This window comes from Chryseobacterium sp. Y16C (genome assembly GCF_022488405.1).
GTDB classification, from domain to species: domain Bacteria; phylum Bacteroidota; class Bacteroidia; order Flavobacteriales; family Weeksellaceae; genus Chryseobacterium; species Chryseobacterium geocarposphaerae.
In genome coordinates this window covers 4,448,642-4,467,540 of record NZ_CP092711.1, presented here as the reverse complement: position 1 = coordinate 4,467,540, position 18,899 = coordinate 4,448,642, and the positions used below count along the sequence as shown (strand labels likewise).

Here is an 18,899-nt window from a genome sequence, read left to right as displayed (position 1 = left end):
ATCCATTTACATATGTAAAGGAATCATTTTTTTACCAGATTTCTTCTGATTCGGCTAAGCTGTGTTGGTGTAATTCCTAGATAGGAAGCAATATGATACTGAGGAATCATTTGTTCCAGACAGGGGAAATTTTGTTGAAAAATAAGGTAGCGTTTATCTGCATCCAGCATTACAAGATCAACTTCTCTTTCTTCCTTGTGCACAAAGAATAGTTCGGCAAGTTTTCTTCCAAAACGTTCGAAATCTTGATAGCTTTCGTAAAGGCTTACCACATCAGCGTAATTTATTATCAATAACCGACAGTCGGTAAGAGCCTGCTGATTGATTTTATTAGGTTCATTAGTGATTAAAGATGAGTATCCTGCAACAAAGTTATTGGCTAAAAAGAAGTATTTATTATATTCTGTTCCTTCATTATTTCTATAAAAAGCCCTAATAATTCCATTGGTTAGAAATCCTATTTGTTTGGCCATTTCTCCATCTTTAATAAAATAATCGCCTTTTTTTAATGTTTTTTCCGTAAACATCTCTTTTACTTTCTTCCAGGTTTCATCTTTGATTGGAGAAACAGAGTTCAAATAATTATATAGTTCTGTCATTAAAAAGATTGTTTTTGTTATTATTACTCTGAGCTTTTTCGCACCCCCTTCAATACAATGAGAAAAATACAACAATCAGGTTTTTATTATCTTATCTGTTTTGCCTGATTAATTTCTCCAGTTCATCCGCCTGAAAAACACCGGATTGCTTCCATTTGACTTCACCGCTCTTGAAAATCATCAGCGTCGGAACACTTCGGATTCCGAACTGTGCAGCAACTGCCTGATTTTTATCGACGTCAATCTTGATGATACTTGCCGTATCGCCTATATTTTTTTTCAAATCCTGAAGAATGGGAGCCTGCATTTTGCAAGGACCACACCATTCTGCAAAGAAATCCACTAAAACAGGTTTGTCCTGGTTGATAAGTTCCTGAAATTTATTCATTTTGCTATATTTTTATTTAATTTCCTCATATTCCACCTTATCATTTGTTTTTTTTGAATCGCGAGTCGGTACAGAACAATTTCCTGTTGTACAACAGCCGATATTCAACAATGGCATTGCAACAAAAACTGCTCCAACAGCAACCAAAATCCACATCCCGGATTTTACGGCTTCCACAACAAGGAAAATTCCCATTGCCAAACGAAGCAACCGTACAAAATTCCAGTTTTTCAATATATTTTGTATCATTTCTTTTTATTTGGTAATAACATTATCATTTTCTAACCATTCTTTCATTCCGCCAGAAAAGTTTTTAACATTACCGAAACCGTTTTTCTTTAGTAAAGAATACGCAATCGCTGCTCTGTCACCACTTTGGCAATGGATAACTACCTGTTTATCACGAGAGATTTTGTCTAAATTCTCTTCCAATGTTCCCACAAAAACATTTTCTGCATTTTCGATATGTACTGTTTCATATTCGGTTTTGTTCCGTACATCCACCACCTGAACATCTTCTCTGTTCAAATAAGTTTTAAAATCTGCAATATCAATAACATCAGCAGTTTGCAAATCCAATCCCAGATTTTTCACATCATCAATATAGCCCATCTGATCCATACCGATTCTCATCAGCTTTCGGGTAAGGTCTTCCATCTGTTCTTCTTGAGCGACCAAAATGAAAGGCTCGGAATAATTAACCAGCCAGCCCATCCACGTCGAAAAAGAATTGTTTCCTTGAACATTAATACTTTCCGGAATAAAAGCTTCTGCAAAATCAACTTTATTCCTGGTATCAATCACTTTTACTCCGCTGTTGTAAGCCTTCAAAAACTCGTCCTTGGAAAGTTTTTTATGTTTTGGAACTTCTGTTAATAAAGGTCTTTCCTCCTTATTGAGCTTCTTCATCGTGGCAAAATATTTTGGAGGCTCAGGCTGTCCTTCCAGCAGATATTCTATAAAGCCTTCCTCATCTTCTTCATACTGAAAAGCCCAGTTTCTGATTTTCTCATAACCAACCGTTGAGCTTGGAACCGACCCCAAAGACTTACCACAAGCAGAACCGGCACCGTGCCCCGGCCAAACCTGAATAAACTCTGGCAGCTTGCTGAAATCCTGAACAGAATGAAACATTTCTTTCGCTCCTGTTTCCTGGGTTCCTGTAATTCCGGCAGCTTTCTCCAATAAATCCGGTCTTCCGATGTCGCCCACGAACACAAAGTCTCCTGTAAAAATCATTACCGGTTCATCTGTCGCAGAATGGTCTGTTAATAAAAAGCTGATACTTTCGGGAGTATGTCCCGGTGTGTGAATCACTTTTAGCGTGAGATTGCCAACATTGATTACTTCTCCGTTTTTTAAACCTATATGCGGAAATTCATATTGCCAATCTACGCCACCTTCATCTGAAAGATACATTTTTGCTCCGGTTACTTCCGAAAGTTCCCGAGAGCCTGACAAAAAATCGGCGTGAATATGTGTTTCTGTGATGTGGGTAATAGTCAGATTTTTTTCTTTGGCAATCTCAACGTAGGTATCAATATCTCTTTTAGCATCAATGACAATAGCTTCACCTTTTGCCTGACAACCAATCAGGTAACTTGCCTGAGCAAGACTTTTATCATATATATGCTGAAAAAACATACTATTAATTTTTAATGTTTACCAATACAAAGTTATGTCTTACCGTTTTCTTTTTCAGTGATTTCGATTACATAAGAAAAATTACTTTTTAACAGCAAAAATTCTCACCACAGATGCTTCACCTTTATGATGATCTCCTTCGTTGAGCACAATTGTTTTTACAATAGCTTCCTTTATCTCAAAATTTTCAAAATCTTTTTTTAATTCTTCAAGGTCATACAGCATTTCAGAATCTCTCGGTCCTCCCGATTGTGGATTTCTTTGCTGAAATTCTTGCTGAAGCTTAGAAAATCCTTCCAATATGAGATAACCTCCCGGCTTTATAAATCGGGAGAGTTTTTGGTGAAAATCTCTTCTATGACCTCCCGGAAAATGGGCGTAAATCATAGCTAAAGCATCAAAAGAAGAATTTGGATATTCTATATTTTCTACGTTAGATACGGTATAAAAAATCTCTGTATTGTTTTCGCCAGCCCATAGAAGTGCTTTTTTCTTTCCTTCTTCACTTTGGTCAAATGCTTTAGATTCCCATCCTTTTATTGCTGCATAGACTGCATTCCTACCCTCTCCTTCTGCAGGAAAAAGAATTTTACCAGGTTTCAAATTTTTTAATTTTTCTTTTAGATATTCATTAGGAAGCGTTCCATAGATATACTCTTCATTACAATAACGTTCGTTCCAAAAATCATTTTGAGCCATATTCAATCATTCTTTATTTATAAAATTAATTCTTTTGTGATAATATAAAATCCCATTACTAGCACAAACCATCCGAAACCTGTTTTGAGTTTTTCTCCTGAAATCTTCCCAGATAAAAATATCCCGATAAAAATTCCTGCAACAGCCAATAAAGTAAATTTTATAAGCAGACTCCAGTCTATTACCGAATGTTCATGGGTAATAAACCCTATAAAACCAATTGCAGAATTGATTGCAATAATAAAAAGAGAAGTTCCTACTGCCGATTTCATGGGGAGTTTTGCAAAAAAAACAAGAACAGGAATGATGAGAAAACCACCTCCGGCTCCCACCAATCCGGTAACAATTCCTACCAATGCTCCCATCAATACAATCATCAGATAATTAAAATCGGGTTTTGAATCACCTATATGCTCTTCACAGTCTTTACACGGTCGAATCATCGATAAGGAAGCGGAAACCATGATAATAGCAAAAATAATCATCAGAACAACAGGTTTAGTAAGCTGAAAATCTCCTGTTCTCAAAACAATTTCAGGAATCAAAGGCATAAGATATGCTCTGGTCAGATATACGGTAGTAATGGAGGAAATCCCAAAAAACAAAACGGCTTTAAATTCTATCTTCTGATGATTAAAACTTTTGATTCCCCCTAATAAAGAGGTAATTCCTACCACAAATAATGAATATCCCGTTGCTGAAATAGGATAAACACCCAATATATATACCATAATAGGAACGGTAAGAATAGATCCGCCACTTCCTATTAACCCGAGGGAAACTCCTACTAAAATGGCTAAAATATATCCCGTTAACATTTGTGTATTTTTATTGTGGTCATCATTTAATTGCTTACTGAAAAACATGATGTTCGGACTGATAATCCCGATTTTGCAGATTAAAATTTTATTATCTGCCTAATCGGAAAAATATGTGAGACTTACATGAAAGTGAAATTTTTTTTAAATAGGATATTTATTGATATGAAAACGTCTTATGACCTCCATTATTCAATTTTCTTTTACATAATCATTACCTCTAGTTCCGCCATGTCCCTTTCCGACAATGGTCATAATTTTGACATTTAAAAACAAGAATTTAACAAACTGAAGAATGGGATTCTGCATTTTGAATTTTTCCCATTTCGATATTCTTTCTGACATAATTTTGAATTTTTTAAATTGAAATTTTATTCCGGAATCAGCCACCAAAAAGGTTTCATTTTGGCTTTCCATAAGAAGCCGATGTGTAGCGAATATTTCACCCAATGACCCGCTAATCCAATATCTCCAAAAGTTTTCTGAATATCTCTACCACCAGTCTTCTCGTATTTCACGTAATCCGGAACAATCGGATACGTCGTGATACTGACTGCCGAACCTTTTGTTAAGCCAAAACCTGCCGAAGCAATACAGGCTGCTCCCATATTTCCGAGCGAACCTTTGTGAAGGTGCGCTGATTTTCCATGTTTGATTTCTGCAATAATATTATCTGCAACCAATTTTGCAGTAATTCCGGAAGGCATTCCGGTTCTAGGCGGAGAAGGAAAAATTGGATTTCCGTTCTTGCTAAATCTCGGTCTGGAGATGGAATGCGGTGGTGCAAAGGCAATTCCCGGAGCAAAAATATTCGGGTAACTCGGATTCTGATACGTTTCCGGCCAGTCCTGCACTTTCCATTCTTCGTAAGGTTTTTCCGTATAATCGGCATCTACAATCATAAAACCTTTGAAAAGTTTCGAAGTAACATCATTTCCGTTTTGATCATACGCTTTGAAAGGATGTCCTGCAAATGCCGGAATCAACATCCCGAAATCATAATCTTCCGTTTTATATTCTCCGTCAAGCGTTTCATAATGCACCTTTCCGGGTTCTATTTTCTTAACACCAGCTTTCAAAATCCACTTGATGTCCCGGTCTTCAAAAATCATTTCTACCATTTCAGAGGATTTCATCCGCATTCCTTTATAAGCCAAAAGCACACCATCCATCCCGAAATCGCCAAGTTCGTTTTCATTAGAGATCCATGTAATTTCTACTTTATTCCGCAATTTTTTCCGACGAAGCTCATTTTCGACATTCAGTATATATTCGAATGCTGCACCTTGGCACGTTGCCTTTGGATGTCCTGTTCCTATAAGGACTTTCAATTTTTTATCCGATTTTTTCAGCTTTTCTTCCAAAAGTTTCAAACCTTCTGCTGCGTGTTGTGCGTGGCCGTAAGTGCAGACAGAATACATTTCATTTTCGCCGGGATTCAACCCTTCGGTTTGGTCAAATGCTAATCTTGGACCCGTTGCATTGATGAGATAATCATACGAGATTCTCTCCTGCTGCCCTTTTTTATTGCCGACAACATATTCGGCGAGAATATGCGATTTCGGTTCTTCAAGACTTCCTTCAGGGAAAAAACTGATTCCTTTTGCCTGTTTAAATCCGATACCTTTCTTTTTATACAAAGGTTCCAGCGGAAAAATGACATCTTTCGGCTTCATTCTTCCGATTCCTACCCAAATGTTGGACGGAACCCATTGATAATTACTGTTGGGAGAAACCACAAGAACCTCATGCTCCTTCCCTAGTTTTCTTCTCAGATGTGCTGCAGCGGTATGTCCCGCAATTCCCGCTCCGAGTATGACTATTTTTGACATCGTATTTTTTTTTTAATTTTAAATGTAATAAGTGAAACTGAGTTGGAATGTGACCTTTATTACATAAGGTTATTTTTGTTTCAAGACAGCATCAATAATTTCCTGAATATTGACAAATGATGCTTTTTCAAACGGAATTTCGTTATTCTTCAATTCTGTGCGCAAACGTTTTCCCATTGCATAATACATCAACAAATCTCCTTTAGAAAACAACTCCACAAGTTCACTATGGTCGTCGTGACAATGTTCTCCGGAATGCGTTCTACAGCAGTCTTCATCCTGATGTTGATGCGGATTGGGAACAAATGATTCTAAAACCATATTTCCGTTTTCGATTTCATAAAAACCAAATTCTTTGCATCTTCCGGTATGAACAGCGATGGTTTCGCGGTCGTTGGTGGGAATAATAATTTTCATAACTTCTTATTTGAGTTTCCCTTCTTTTTCTAATTTTTTGAACAGCCACAATGTGAGTCGGTAAGACACATAAATCATCACCGGAAGTGAAATAAATTGTAAGATTTCTTTGAAATACATTGTTTTAATTTTTTTGAATTAGTAAATATGATTTTCGGAATCCTTAAGCTCTTCAGAAGATATTTCTTTAGAATCCATTTTTTTCCATACCAAAGCAATATATGCCACAACAAATGGAACCAGCAATGAAACATAGCTCATCGTTTTCAAGGTAAATTCGCTGGAAGAAGCATTATAAATCGTGAGTGAACTCTGCAAATCGTGAGTAGACGGATAAAACGCTGTGTTGTTGAAACCGGCAATCAGAAAAAGCATCCAAACGGTAAGAACTGTTCCCAGGCCGGAAAACCAAATCCCCTTTTTGCTCTTGAAGAACATATTGCCAGCAATTCCCGCCAAAACCATAACCACACCAATGAGAAATACGGCTAAAACCAATGGCATTTCGAGGAAATTATGAAAGTATTTGTTTGGTTCCATAAAAACTTCTCTATTGGAAGGATTCACCGCGAAACCATCCAAAAACAGCAACCGTATTAACCAGAACAGAAAGAAAATTAAAAATAACACCGAATTATAAATCAAGCTTTTTTGCGATTTTTTGTAAATATTTTCGTCTTTAATATTATTCTGGAAATACAAATTTGCTAAAACTCTTGCCAGGAAAAACACCGCCAATCCTAAACTGATATTCTGAACAAATGCCAGATTTTCGGTTGTCCAAAGTGCCTCCAATCCGTGGAAAGGTGTTTCCCAGGCAGAAATAATCGGCATTTTTGATGAAGATATATCCAGAATATTGGTTTTATTAACCGAAAATTCTGCTCCCGTAAAAAAGGTAGAAACCGCAACCCCGAGAAGCAAGCTTCCTAAAACACCGTTCAGAAAAAGGAAAGCCTCAAAGGTCTTATGTCCGAGAAAATTATTGGCTTTGCTTCTGAATTCATAGGAAACTGCCTGAAGAATAAAAGCAAACAAAATCGCCATCCAAACCCAATATGCACCCCCAAAACTAGTAGAATAAAACAACGGAAACGAAGCGAAAAATGCACCACCAAATGTAACCAAAGTGGTAAAGGTGATTTCCCATTTCCTTCCGGTAGAATTCAGAAGCATCGTTTTTTCTTTTTCGTTGGAAGCCAAAGTATAAATCAAGGATTGACCACCTTGTACGAAAAGTAAAAATACCAACAGCGCTCCCAAAAGCGAAACCAAAATCCACCAATAATGTTGCAGCCCGCTATAATCTAAAAATGAAAACATAATCTTAGTTTTTTTGAATTAATGTTCAGTTCCTTTTTTGATGGCGGAAAGCATAATTTTAATTTCGGCAATCAGCAAAGTGGTAAAAATGATAAGGAAAAGGAAAAATGTAATCTGTACGCTATAGGCATCAATTTGCGAAACGGCGGCGATATTTGGCAACAGATTCTGAATGGTCCACGGTTGTCTCCCGACTTCGGCAACAATCCATCCCGACTGCGAAGCAACATAACCCAAAGGAATACTCCACAAAGTCAGTCTCAGTAAGCTACGGCTTTGGTCTAACTTTCCTCTAAGAGTTTTAACAAATAGAATGATGAAAAGCACCAGAAAATAAGTTCCGAGAATGACCATAATGTGGAATGAATAGAAACTCATTTTCACATTCGGAATCAGCATGTGCGGATTTTTACCAAAGTAATAACCATAGCCAAAATCTTTTTCATGCGAACGGAAAGTTTTGAGTTCATTCCCTGCTGTAGCTAAATCTCCGTTTTTTTTAGCTTTCACATAATTTCCTAATGCATCAATGGCTATTTTTCCGCTGGCAATTCTTTCATCATAGGAAGGGATTCCTTCTTTCTCATTTCCATGAACCAAATCACTGATTCCCGGAACAAATTTATCCGAATCCAGAAATGCCAGATAAGATAATGCTTTAGGAATTTTGAATTCTACCAGAAACTGTTCTTTTTTGTGAACGGTTTTGTCCTGTTCCCCGAAAATCCCCATAGCAATGAGCGGTGCAGAACGGTCGCCTTCATACAGGCCTTCCATTGCAGCAAGTTTCATTGGTTGGGTCGCAGCCACCTGTCTTGCCGATTCGTCACCACTCCAGAATGTTCCGATAGTGGCTAAAAACCCGAAAACAGAAGCAACCAGCATACTTCTTTTTGCTAAAACAATATCTCTCCGTTTCAATAAATACCAGGCGCTGATTCCCACCACAAACAGAGCCGAAACAATATAAGAGGAAATGACGGTGTGAAGAAATTTATTTACTGCAACCGGATTGAAGAGCACAGCCCAGAAATCTATCATTTCGTTCCGCATCGTATCCGGGTTAAAACTCGTTCCCGTAGGATTCTGCATCCAACCATTGGCTACCAAAATCCACAATGCAGAAAGATTAGAGCCAATCGCAACCAGCCAGCTTGAAAGCAAATGAAATTTCGGACTTACTCTGTCCCAACCGAAAAACATGACGGCAATAAATGTACTTTCCATAAAGAACGCCATAATGCCTTCAATAGCTAATGGAGCTCCGAAAATATCACCCACAAACCACGAATAATTGCTCCAGTTGGTTCCGAACTCGAATTCCATAATGAGTCCGGTGGCTACACCGATGGCAAAATTAATTCCGAAAACCTTCATCCAGAATTTAGTAATCGACTTCCACTTTTCATCCTGGGTTTTCAGATAAATGGTTTCCATTATGGCAATCATAAAAGTGATACCCAAAGTAAGCGGCACAAAAATCCAATGGTACATCGCAGTCAGTGCAAACTGTGCTCTCGACCAATTGACCAGTTCCCAGTCTATATGATTCATAATATTGTAATTTTTCTATTTTTTGATTTCTGTAAAATTCTTCTGGAGATATTCTATTCTTTGCTCGTCATTCTTAAATTCTGTTTTTAAAAAGTCCTTAAAAAAGAATATTTTCAGGATTCCGAACATAATAATGAGCTTGATTACTGCAATCACCCAAAGTGTCCGGCTTTCTTTTGACATCATGCTGAAACCATATTGGTAAAGCTTAATGAGCTCCTGAAACGGATAAAGGATAAAACTGAGCATATTGCGTAACACCACTATCATATGATTGTTTTTTACACAACAAATTTACTCACAGACCCTTATGATATTATGGAAGTAAAAAAGGAAAAAATGGTAATTTTTACTTATTTATCGATTTACGGAATTCCGCCGGGGTGAGTCCTGTATTGGCTTTAAAGAATTTGGTAAAATAGGAATTGTCTTCAAAATACAATTCATAAGCAATCTGAGAAATTGTATATTCTGAATTTACTAAAAGACGTTTTGCCTCAAGAACAATCCTGCTTCTGATTATTTCGCCCAAAGTTTTCCCCGTTAACTTTTTGCACAGGGTATTAAGATAATTGGGTGTAACAGAAAGATGTGCGGCATAAAATTTCGGGTGATGAGCTTCCATAAAATATTTCTCCAGCAATTTCTCAAATTTTACGAGAAGATAGTTATTGCTGATGATTTCATTTTCCGGATTTTCATCTTTAGTCTTAATGGCAATCATCAGAACTATTTCAAGAACAAGCGTCTGAATAAATTGTTTTTTATATAAGGAATCATATTTAATTACTTTTAAAATCTTTGCAATAGTAGATTCCAGTTCACTTTTACAACTGTCGACCTTGCGGAAGCCATATTTACCACTTTTACTGAATACCGGCAGAGAATTGATAAAATCTTTCTGAGACAAAAAATCGTTAAAAAAATCTTCATTGAAATTTATCATAATCCCTTCCGGATTTTTGGAAGTAAATCTAAGGTCATGCACCTGACCAGGGCTAAGAAAAAAAATTGTCCCATCCTCTATTTCCCATTCCTGGAAATCCACATAATGAATTCCTGCACCCCTGCTTACATAAAGAATCTGAAAAAAAGAATGTTTGTGAGGCGTTTTTGGGATATACAAATCTTCTTTCACAAGCTCACTGAGATTGTGTATCGCAAAATTATTCTTCTGATTATCCCTTTTCTGGATATCACAGGACTTAAGTAATGGTATATTCATAGAAGTTGAAACAATAAAATAAACCCTTCCACTAAGATAATGAAAGGGTTTATATTTTAAAGCAGTTTACAGGGAACAACTTCCGCCGTCTTTTTTAACGCCGAGCCTATTGAGAATCATATACATCAGACACCAGTTGGTTAGCGCATGAATATACATATTGACTCCTACAAATCCTGTAAGCCAGAACCAATTCTGATTGACATAAATTCCTAATAATAAACTTACTAAAATAATGGTTCCTGCTATTGCGTGTACTATTCTTGTTTGCATACTATTATGTTGTTTTTTTAATTAATCAATTAATACTTTTTATCATTTCCAAAAGCCGATACAAGCAGATAACCCATTATTGCTCCATAAATGATACTATTGAAAGGACGGGAAGTGATTGCACAGTTTCCTGTACTGCAGCCGATAAAGTAATAATACAGATATCCTGCAACTCCTCCTGTAAAAGCTCCGATAAGCGATACGAATCTCTTTTTATTTAAAATTTTCATTTTCTAAATTTATCGTTACAATATGAATCCGGGAAACGGTTTTCTGTTTTTGATTAAATTCGTTGACACTTTTGTAAATATCATCAACACAATTACAATCGGAAAAAACTGTGAAAAGCAGAGAATTTACTGCAATATCATCTTTTCCGAACCAATTGCTCATTTCGTTTTTATTATTTTTAAAACCTTTTACAGATTGATAGGAAAAAGCTTTTACTCCCGAATGTTTAAGAATGTTGATGACATCTGTTTCAAATTCCTCTATAGCGGTGATTAATAATAGTTTCATAAGATGAATGTTTAATTGGTTTTATGCTTCAAAAAACTTGTCGTCAGATTCTGACTTTTTCTCCCATTTTTTCTTTTCGGTAGCATAGTAAACCAACGGAACGACAATCAAAGTCAAAAGCGTGGAAACAATTGCTCCGAACACAAGTGAAATTGCCAGTCCCTGGAAAATAGGGTCAAAAAGAATGATAACCGCACCAATCACAACTGCACCTGTCGTTAATAAAATCGGTGTTGTTCTTACCGCTCCAGCTTCAATAATTGCCTGTTTCATAGGAATCCCTTCTTTCAGACGAATTTCTATAAAGTCAATTAAAAGCACTGAATTTCTTACCATTACACCTGCTAAAGCAATCATTCCGATAAAAGAAGTTGCTGTAAAGAACGCTCCTAAAAGCCAGTGTCCTAAAACAATTCCAATGAGTGAAAGCGGAATGGCAACCATCATCACAATTGGTGTTTTAAAGTTTTGAAACCAGCCGACAATCAGCATATAAATGATGATAATCACAACCGCAAAAGCAGTCCCCAAATCACGGAAAACCTCTAGCGTAATCTGCCATTCTCCGTCCCATTTTACAGTGTAATTACTTTCATCTTCCGGTTGGTTCATATACAATTCATTCATTGAATATCCATTCGGAAGCTGGATTTTTTTTAGCTTTTCTTCCATTCCGAGAATGGCGTACGCAGGACTTTCAAGTTTTCCTGCCATATCAGCAAGAACATACACTACCCTTTTCTGGTCTTTTCTGTAAATGGTTTTATCCAGTTCTTTTTCTTCTACCTTTACAAGGTCACTAGCCGGAACCATTCCCATTTGTCCTTTGATTTTCAAACCTGTGATATCCTGAATCGTAGATTTATCAGCATTTTTCAGCTTCATTACAATATCCACAGGGTCATTGGATTTTTCATCGTAAAGGTTTCCAATCGGATATTCTCCCATCAGATACGTCATATTCCCGACAATCTGTTGCGGAGCAACACCGTTCAGCATCGCCTTTTCTTTATCCGGAACAAGCTTAAATTCTTTTTGAGGCGCTTCCACCATCCAGTCAATATCCACGACATCATCGGTTTTCTTCAGAATGTCTTCCACCTGTTTCGCTACTTTTATTTGTCCTTCGTAATCAGGACCGTAGATTTCTGCAACAATCGTAGATAAAACCGGTGGTCCTGGCGGAACTTCCACCACTTTTACATTTGCTCCGTATTTGGCAGCAATTTTCTGAATTTCCGGACGAATATTTTTAGCAACATCGTGGCTTTGCTTATCACGGTCTTCTTTATGTAAAAGATTCACCTGAATATCTGCCGTATTACTGCTTCCGCGCATATCATAATGACGAACCAAACCATTGAAAGTTATCGGCGCTGAAGAACCAATATAATTTTGATAATTCACCACTTCCGGTACTGTTTTTAGATATTGTGCAATGTCTTTAGTAACGGCAGAAGTTCTTTCTAATGTTGTTCCTTCAGGCATATCAATGACAACCTGAATTTCATTTTTATTATCAAAAGGAAGCATTTTTACCGCCACCCATTTCGTGAAAAATGCCATCACGGAAATCAATAATAAAACTACTGTAACCGCCATCATTGTCCATCTTTTTGATTTCGAATCTAAAAGTGGTTGCTCAATTTTTTTATAGATTTTATAAATTCTGTTGGTTTCCAGACCTTGTTCTTCTTTATGTTCCTGACTATCTTTCACTTTTAATAAATGATATCCGAGATACGGTGTTACCGTTAAGGCAACAAAAAGCGAAAGTAGCATTGCAATAGAAGCTCCAATCGGCATTGGCGACATATATGGTCCCATCATTCCGCTTACGAAAGCCATCGGAAGAATCGCAGCAATTACTGTAAATGTTGCTAAAATGGTAGGATTTCCGACCTCATTAATGGCATAAATTGCGGCCTGCTTGAACGGCAGTTTCTTCATATGAAAATGCCTGTGCATATTTTCAGCGATAATAATACTGTCATCCACCACAATTCCGACCACAAAAACCAAAGCAAAAAGCGTGATTCTATTTAATGTATATCCTAAAATATAGTAGCTGAACAACGTTAAAGCAAACGTCAGCGGAACCGAAAAGAATACTACCAAACCTCCTCGCCAACCCATTGCCAGCATAACCAGAACAGTTACTGCCAAAATCGCGACACCAAGGTGCATCAACAACTCAGAAACTTTGTGTGAGGCGGTTTCCCCATAATTTCTGGTGACCTCTACATGCACATCATTCGGAATGAGATTTTTCTTTAACTCATCAACTTTGGTAAGAATCTGCTCAGAGATTTTCATTGCATCAGCGCCTTTTACTTTCGAAACTGAAACGGTAACTGCCGGATATTCCGATTTAAACTTTTTACCGTTTTCTACAGCATTTCCATATCCGAAGCTTACATAATTGGCAGGGTCAGAAGCACCATCTTTTATAGTTGCCACCTGTTTCAGATACACCGGCATATTCTGAGAAGTTCCGATAACCAGATTTTCCACATCTTCCGCAGAGTTCAGGAATTGTCCCGTTGTCAGAAGATATTCCGTATCCCCCGAATCAAATTTCCCGGATTGTGAACTTCCGTTATTCGCCTGAATCATCTGCATAACCGATAGAGCGTCTACATTCAGTTCAGCCATTTTGTCCTTATCTAAAATGACTTGCAGCTGGCGGTTTCTACCTCCAATAGTTTTGGTGAGGGAAACATCTTTTATTTTTTTGATTTCCGAAGATAATTCTTCTCCAATCTGGCGGAGTTGAAAGTCGTTATAATTACTATTATCACTCCATAAAGTCAGTCCAAGCATCGGAACATCGTCAATGGAGCGGGTTTTCACCATCGGCTCCATCACGCCTTTTGGGAAGATGTTTTTGTTCTTCATCAGCTCATCGTAAAGCTTTACATAAGAGCGTTCCGTATCTTCGCCTACATAAAACTGAACAATAATCATAGCCTGTCCGTTCATTGCCATCGAATGGATGTGTTCTACACCTTTAATATTAGAAATAATCTTTTCTAAAGGCTTTACAACACGGCTTTCTACTTCTTTTGGGTTTGCTCCGGGATAACCAACCATTACATCCGCCATTGGGATAATAATTTGTGGCTCTTCTTCTCTTGGTATTAATGTGGAACTGTACACACCGATAATCATCAATGCGACCATCAGTAAAATGGTTAATTTTGAATTGATGAAAAACTCGGCAATACGTCCTGCGAATCCTTTTTCCATAAAAAATATTTTTTTTAATGTAACAAATGAGTCAATCTAACAGTGTAACAATGACTTTCATTGGTAAATTGTTACATTGATATATCGTTACACTATTTTACCTGAATTTTTACTCCGTTATACAATTTTCCGTTGGAGGTCAGTATATACGTTTCCTTAGGGTTCAAACCTGATAAAACCTCAACCTGGTCACCAAATGTTTTTCCTGTTTTTATCCATCTGAGAACGGCTGTATTTTGTGAACTCACAACATAAACTCCTGTCAACTGACCATTTTCAACCAAAACAGATTTCGGAACCATCACACTTTCCTGAAAATCCTGATTGACTTCTCCTGAAGATTGGGTAGGAAATTGCACATTCACAAACATTCCCGGAAGTAAATCCGCAGAATTATGAATGTTGATTTTCACCATATATTGTCCACCAGTATTGGCTGCCGATTTGCTGATTTCGGAAACTGTTCCGGAAACCGTTTTGTTCAAGGATTTCAAAGTAATCTGAACGGACATTCCTTCGTTGATTTGTGTGATGTTTTGCTCGGAAACCAGAACCTGCGCCTGCAAAGATGACTGCGATTCTATCGTCAACAAAGGCATTCCAGGACTTGCCATATCACCTTGCTCTGAAAATTTTGCCGTAATAGTTCCGGAAATAGGAGCCGTTACATTAGTATAACGGTATTGCGCATTGACTTCGTTTTTCATCTGTTGTGCAGCCTGCAATCCTGCCTGTGCCATCTCGTAACGGGCTCTCATATCGTCAAGCTCTTTTTGGGAAGCACTTTGTGATTTATATAAATTCTGAAATCTCTCGTAATCTTTTTTGGCAATATTATAATTGGCCTGAGCCTGCGAAATCTGTGCATTGGCTTGTCCACCTTTTGCCTGAATATCAGTAGCATTGATGCTTACCAGAAGCTGTCCCGCTCTTACGTTTTGTCCGACTTCTGCTTTCATTGCAGTGATATAGCCCATCATTCTTGTGGAAATATTGACAGAGTTTTTTGCAACCAGTTTTCCGCTGGCTGTGAGAAAAGCACCGTTCGAAGCCGTTGCGGACTTATGAACGGTTACAGAAACAGGAGCATCGGTGTTAACCGCAGATTTTTCCTGGTCCGAGGAACAGCTTTGCAAAGTGATTGCTCCTAAAATTAATGTTGAATAAATGTATCTTTTCATTGTAATTATTTTATTTAATTTTCGTTTGTTATTCTGAGAAATGAAGAATCACAAATACATCGTAAAGATTCTTCATTCCGTTTCACTTCATTCAGAATGACATTGTTTTTTTGTTGATTTATTTCTTCAAAAATTCCAGATAAGCAATTGCCGTGTTATGCTCGAAAATAGCTTGCTGATATTCCAGTTCTTTTTGGGACATCAACGTTTCGGCAGAAAGCAAATCCGCTGATTTTTCCAAGCCTTGGTCATATCGGTTTTTTCTGATTCTATAGGCTTCCCGGCTCTGTTCCCAAGCTTGTTTTGTGAACGTAACTTTGGAGTCTGCATCCTGAACCGACCTCACCGCTTTGTTGAGTTCCAACTGACTTTGCTTGGTGTATTGCTCGATTTCGGTTTGGGCTTTATGGAGTTCGGATTTGTATTTTTCCCGTTCGGATTTTGACTTCAAACCATCAAAAACATTCCACGACAACTGAAGTCCGACCAAATATCCATTGGCATCGAATTGCGCAATTTTGTTGTCGTACATTTCCCAGCTTCCAAAAGCGTTCAGTTTCGGAAGAAATTTTGCTTTGGACGATTTTATCATTAAATCATAGGCTTCCAACGATTTATTGTACGCTTCCAAATCCTTTCGGGAAGTATTTAATGAAAAGTCGTTTTCAACTAAATTTCCATTATATTCCAAAGGTTCGGTGGGTTTTAAAATTTTGTCTTTTGAATCTTCATGCAACAGAAAACAGAGATAATCGGAAGCATTTTTGATATTGGAATCTGCCAACTGAATCTGGCTGTCGATTTCACTAATACGAACATCCATATACAAAACTTCCGATTTCTGAATCATTCCATTTTTGAAATAATTATCGATGACCTTTTTGTTGGCAAGTGTCGTTTCTTTTGCATTTTCCAGCGTTTCTTTCATTTTATACGCCAACTGAAGCATCATATAGGCTTTCTTCAACTCAAACTGCACATATTCTTTGGTGCGTTCGGTTTTGATGTTCAGAACATCGGCTTTTATTTGTCCTGCTTTCTTCTGATACACCGCATCCATATTGATAATCGGCTGCTGAACTTCAACTTTTGTCCCAAAATTGGAGATGCTTTTTGGACTGTTCAGATTATCCGGATTGAAATCCATCATTGTGATACGTTCCTGATTCAGCTTCGAGCCAAACGCCATTAAAGGGTTATTGGTATTGGTAAAGGTGTAAGATGCCGTCACATTCGGAAGATACATTGCACGTGTTCCGAGAAGTTCGGTTTGAGCAAGGCTGGCTTCGCTTTTTGCCATTTTGACCTGAAGGTTTTCGTCGAGCGATTTGGCTTCAATTTCGGCTCTGGAAATCATTACGGTTTGCTGTGAAAATGCCGAAGCAAAAAAGCTTGTTGAAATGATGAAGGTGAACACTTTTTTCATTCTTTCTAATTTTAAGACAAAATTAGATTGGCGGAATCACGTGTACAGTGATGAAAGTTACATAAGGGATTTTTTTCGAAGCATCAATAAAAAAACCGCCTGCAAAGGCGGTCACATTATAAACTATGGAAATAAACACTACATCAAACTTATTTGCGGAATCATTGTAATTTTAGACTTCACCGAATTAGATATCAAACAGTTCGCTTCGGATTTCTGGAGAACACGTTCTGCCTTTTCTCTGTCCGATTCATTTTTTATAGTAACAACAGGTTCCAGAATAACTTCTGTCATCAGGAATTTTCCTTCAACCTGTTCTAATTTTCCCTTAGAACTGCATTCAAAATTTACAAACTCCAATTTAGAATTTTCTGCAATTGCCAGAAAAGTCGTCATCAGACAACTGCTTACTGCTGCGGTGAAAAGATGTTCGGGCGACCAGATATCTTCTAATCCTTTCGGAAACTGCGGAGGTGTTGCGATTTCTACAGATTGAGAAAGCTCCGGTGAAGACATTTCGCCTTTCCTGTCCTGTTTCCAGGAAATATTTACGTTATAAAAATGTGCTTCCATCAGTATTAGATTTTATTGTTTAAACTTGACCATCCACCGCCATTGTGTACATTTTTATAGCCATTATTCTGAAGAATGCTTTTAGCCGAAGCGCTTCTCATTCCCGACGCACAACAGGTAATAATAGGTTTGTTTTTATCCTTCAGTTTCGAAAGATTCTTCTGAAGCTGGTCAACAGGAATATTGACAGAATTTTTGATATGTCCTCCGTCATATTCGCTTTTGCTTCTTACATCAAGGATTACAGCACCTTCTTTTAAAAGTGCCGCATAGTCGGTTTTCTCCATTCCGAAAAGGTTTTTTATTGCATCTAACATTTTATTGATTTTTAAATTGATAATGCAAATGTAGGGTGCAGATAAAAGCCTGTCAGTGATGAAGGTTACAATAGGGTAATTTTATTTCGGGAAAGTTTTATTTTACCGTCCGTTTCAATCTGTTTGAGAACACGGCTAACGGCTTCTCTTGTAATTCCGAGTTCGTCAGCCAGTTGCTGATGGGTTACATTAAGTTCTTTAGACTTGTATAGTTGGGATTTCTGATCTAATAAATAGAGAATCCTTGCATCTACTTTTTGGAAAGCAATTGAGTTGACCATCGTAACCAGATCTTCAAATCTTTTGTGGTAAAGTTCAAAGACAAAAGTTGACCATTCCGGATATTTTGTAAGCCACTCCTTAGCTTTTACTAAAGAAAGCATTAAAATTTCGGCATCTTCCTCTACTACAGCCTTAACTTTTGAGGTATCCTGTGTAAGCCCGGAAAGTATCGATGAGATACAACTTTCTCCCGGAGTAAGATAATACAACAAAATTTCCCGTCCGTCTTCTTCTGTCCGTACGACCTTAACACTACCTGACATCACCAGCGGAATATAATTTACATAGGAATCAATATCTAAAATTACAGTACCAGCAGGGAACAGTTTTAAATCACGACTCTCCTCAATTTCTTTCTTGAATTCAGGATCTACTATTTCATAAATATTCATTCTCAAATATAAAAATAATTAATCATTTTACTTTTGCATTTAGTCATTCTTTTATTAATAAAAAATCATATATTTAAAGGTATTATATGTTTATCCTACAACTTTTAAACATTTCAGTACTATAATGAACTTTTCGATAGTAAACCAATAAAAAAGACCATGGTTTCTCTCTAAAATCATCTCCAATT

22 protein-coding genes are annotated in these 18,899 nt (G+C 37.3%); all 22 read right to left on the bottom strand.

The window, feature by feature from the left end:
* Positions 1–23: 23 nt before the first annotated feature.
* Positions 24–599 carry a Crp/Fnr family transcriptional regulator gene (locus MKS83_RS20320; RefSeq protein WP_240581087.1) on the bottom strand — a complete coding sequence of 192 codons (576 nt, stop codon included), beginning with the start codon at positions 597–599 and terminating at the stop codon, positions 24–26.
* Positions 600–690: 91 nt separating this feature from the next.
* A complete protein-coding gene (gene trxA, locus MKS83_RS20315) occupies positions 691–987 on the bottom strand; it encodes a thioredoxin (RefSeq protein ID WP_240581086.1) in 297 nt (98 codons plus the stop codon).
* Between the two features lie 12 nt (positions 988–999).
* Complete coding sequence (locus tag MKS83_RS20310) at positions 1,000–1,236, bottom strand: hypothetical protein (RefSeq protein ID WP_240581085.1); 237 nt, start codon at positions 1,234–1,236, stop codon at positions 1,000–1,002.
* A gap of 6 nt (positions 1,237–1,242) precedes the next feature.
* Positions 1,243–2,631 carry an MBL fold metallo-hydrolase gene (locus MKS83_RS20305; protein ID WP_240581084.1) on the bottom strand — a complete coding sequence of 463 codons (1,389 nt, stop codon included), beginning with the start codon at positions 2,629–2,631 and terminating at the stop codon, positions 1,243–1,245.
* Between the two features lie 81 nt (positions 2,632–2,712).
* The gene (locus tag MKS83_RS20300) at positions 2,713–3,330 is read right to left on the bottom strand and encodes a class I SAM-dependent methyltransferase (RefSeq protein WP_240581083.1); all 618 of its coding nucleotides are present in this window, start codon (positions 3,328–3,330) and stop codon (positions 2,713–2,715) included.
* Positions 3,331–3,347: 17 nt separating this feature from the next.
* The gene (locus MKS83_RS20295) at positions 3,348–4,196 is read right to left on the bottom strand and encodes a sulfite exporter TauE/SafE family protein (RefSeq protein WP_240581082.1); all 849 of its coding nucleotides are present in this window, start codon (positions 4,194–4,196) and stop codon (positions 3,348–3,350) included.
* A 144-nt stretch (positions 4,197–4,340) separates the two neighbouring features.
* On the bottom strand, positions 4,341–4,493 hold the full coding sequence (locus MKS83_RS20290) for a hypothetical protein (protein WP_240581081.1): 153 nt from the start codon (positions 4,491–4,493) through the stop codon (positions 4,341–4,343).
* A 26-nt stretch (positions 4,494–4,519) separates the two neighbouring features.
* Positions 4,520–5,980 (bottom strand): NAD(P)/FAD-dependent oxidoreductase, encoded by a 1,461-nt coding sequence (locus tag MKS83_RS20285; RefSeq protein WP_240581080.1) that lies wholly within the window; start codon positions 5,978–5,980, stop codon positions 4,520–4,522.
* A gap of 69 nt (positions 5,981–6,049) precedes the next feature.
* A complete protein-coding gene (locus tag MKS83_RS20280; RefSeq protein WP_240581079.1) occupies positions 6,050–6,397 on the bottom strand; it encodes a NifB/NifX family molybdenum-iron cluster-binding protein in 348 nt (115 codons plus the stop codon).
* Between the two features lie 138 nt (positions 6,398–6,535).
* The gene (gene cydB / locus MKS83_RS20275; protein WP_240581078.1) at positions 6,536–7,720 is read right to left on the bottom strand and encodes a cytochrome d ubiquinol oxidase subunit II; all 1,185 of its coding nucleotides are present in this window, start codon (positions 7,718–7,720) and stop codon (positions 6,536–6,538) included.
* An 18-nt stretch (positions 7,721–7,738) separates the two neighbouring features.
* Positions 7,739–9,274, bottom strand: coding sequence for a cytochrome ubiquinol oxidase subunit I (locus tag MKS83_RS20270; protein ID WP_240581077.1), 1,536 nt, complete (start codon positions 9,272–9,274; stop codon positions 7,739–7,741).
* Between the two features lie 15 nt (positions 9,275–9,289).
* On the bottom strand, positions 9,290–9,544 hold the full coding sequence (locus MKS83_RS20265; protein WP_240581076.1) for a DUF4492 domain-containing protein: 255 nt from the start codon (positions 9,542–9,544) through the stop codon (positions 9,290–9,292).
* 79 nt (positions 9,545–9,623) lie between these two features.
* Positions 9,624–10,499, bottom strand: coding sequence for an AraC family transcriptional regulator (locus MKS83_RS20260; RefSeq protein ID WP_240581075.1), 876 nt, complete (start codon positions 10,497–10,499; stop codon positions 9,624–9,626).
* Between the two features lie 66 nt (positions 10,500–10,565).
* A complete protein-coding gene (locus MKS83_RS20255; RefSeq protein ID WP_240581074.1) occupies positions 10,566–10,772 on the bottom strand; it encodes a DUF2892 domain-containing protein in 207 nt (68 codons plus the stop codon).
* Between the two features lie 29 nt (positions 10,773–10,801).
* Positions 10,802–11,002, bottom strand: coding sequence for a DUF6132 family protein (locus tag MKS83_RS20250; RefSeq protein WP_240581073.1), 201 nt, complete (start codon positions 11,000–11,002; stop codon positions 10,802–10,804).
* Positions 10,986–11,291 (bottom strand): hypothetical protein, encoded by a 306-nt coding sequence (locus MKS83_RS20245; protein ID WP_240581072.1) that lies wholly within the window; start codon positions 11,289–11,291, stop codon positions 10,986–10,988. Before MKS83_RS20245 ends, MKS83_RS20250 begins: the two co-directional genes overlap by 17 nt.
* Before the next feature lie 21 nt (positions 11,292–11,312).
* On the bottom strand, positions 11,313–14,540 hold the full coding sequence (locus tag MKS83_RS20240) for an efflux RND transporter permease subunit (RefSeq protein WP_240581071.1): 3,228 nt from the start codon (positions 14,538–14,540) through the stop codon (positions 11,313–11,315).
* 92 nt (positions 14,541–14,632) lie between these two features.
* Positions 14,633–15,721 (bottom strand): efflux RND transporter periplasmic adaptor subunit, encoded by a 1,089-nt coding sequence (locus MKS83_RS20235; protein WP_240581070.1) that lies wholly within the window; start codon positions 15,719–15,721, stop codon positions 14,633–14,635.
* Positions 15,722–15,839: 118 nt separating this feature from the next.
* Positions 15,840–17,147, bottom strand: a complete 1,308-nt coding sequence (locus MKS83_RS20230; protein WP_240581069.1) for a TolC family protein — start codon at positions 17,145–17,147, stop codon at positions 15,840–15,842.
* A gap of 138 nt (positions 17,148–17,285) precedes the next feature.
* A complete protein-coding gene (locus MKS83_RS20225; RefSeq protein WP_240581068.1) occupies positions 17,286–17,720 on the bottom strand; it encodes an OsmC family protein in 435 nt (144 codons plus the stop codon).
* A 5-nt stretch (positions 17,721–17,725) separates the two neighbouring features.
* The gene (locus MKS83_RS20220; RefSeq protein WP_240581067.1) at positions 17,726–18,037 is read right to left on the bottom strand and encodes a rhodanese-like domain-containing protein; all 312 of its coding nucleotides are present in this window, start codon (positions 18,035–18,037) and stop codon (positions 17,726–17,728) included.
* Positions 18,038–18,102: 65 nt separating this feature from the next.
* Positions 18,103–18,711 carry a Crp/Fnr family transcriptional regulator gene (locus tag MKS83_RS20215; protein WP_240581066.1) on the bottom strand — a complete coding sequence of 203 codons (609 nt, stop codon included), beginning with the start codon at positions 18,709–18,711 and terminating at the stop codon, positions 18,103–18,105.
* Positions 18,712–18,899 lie beyond the last annotated feature (188 nt).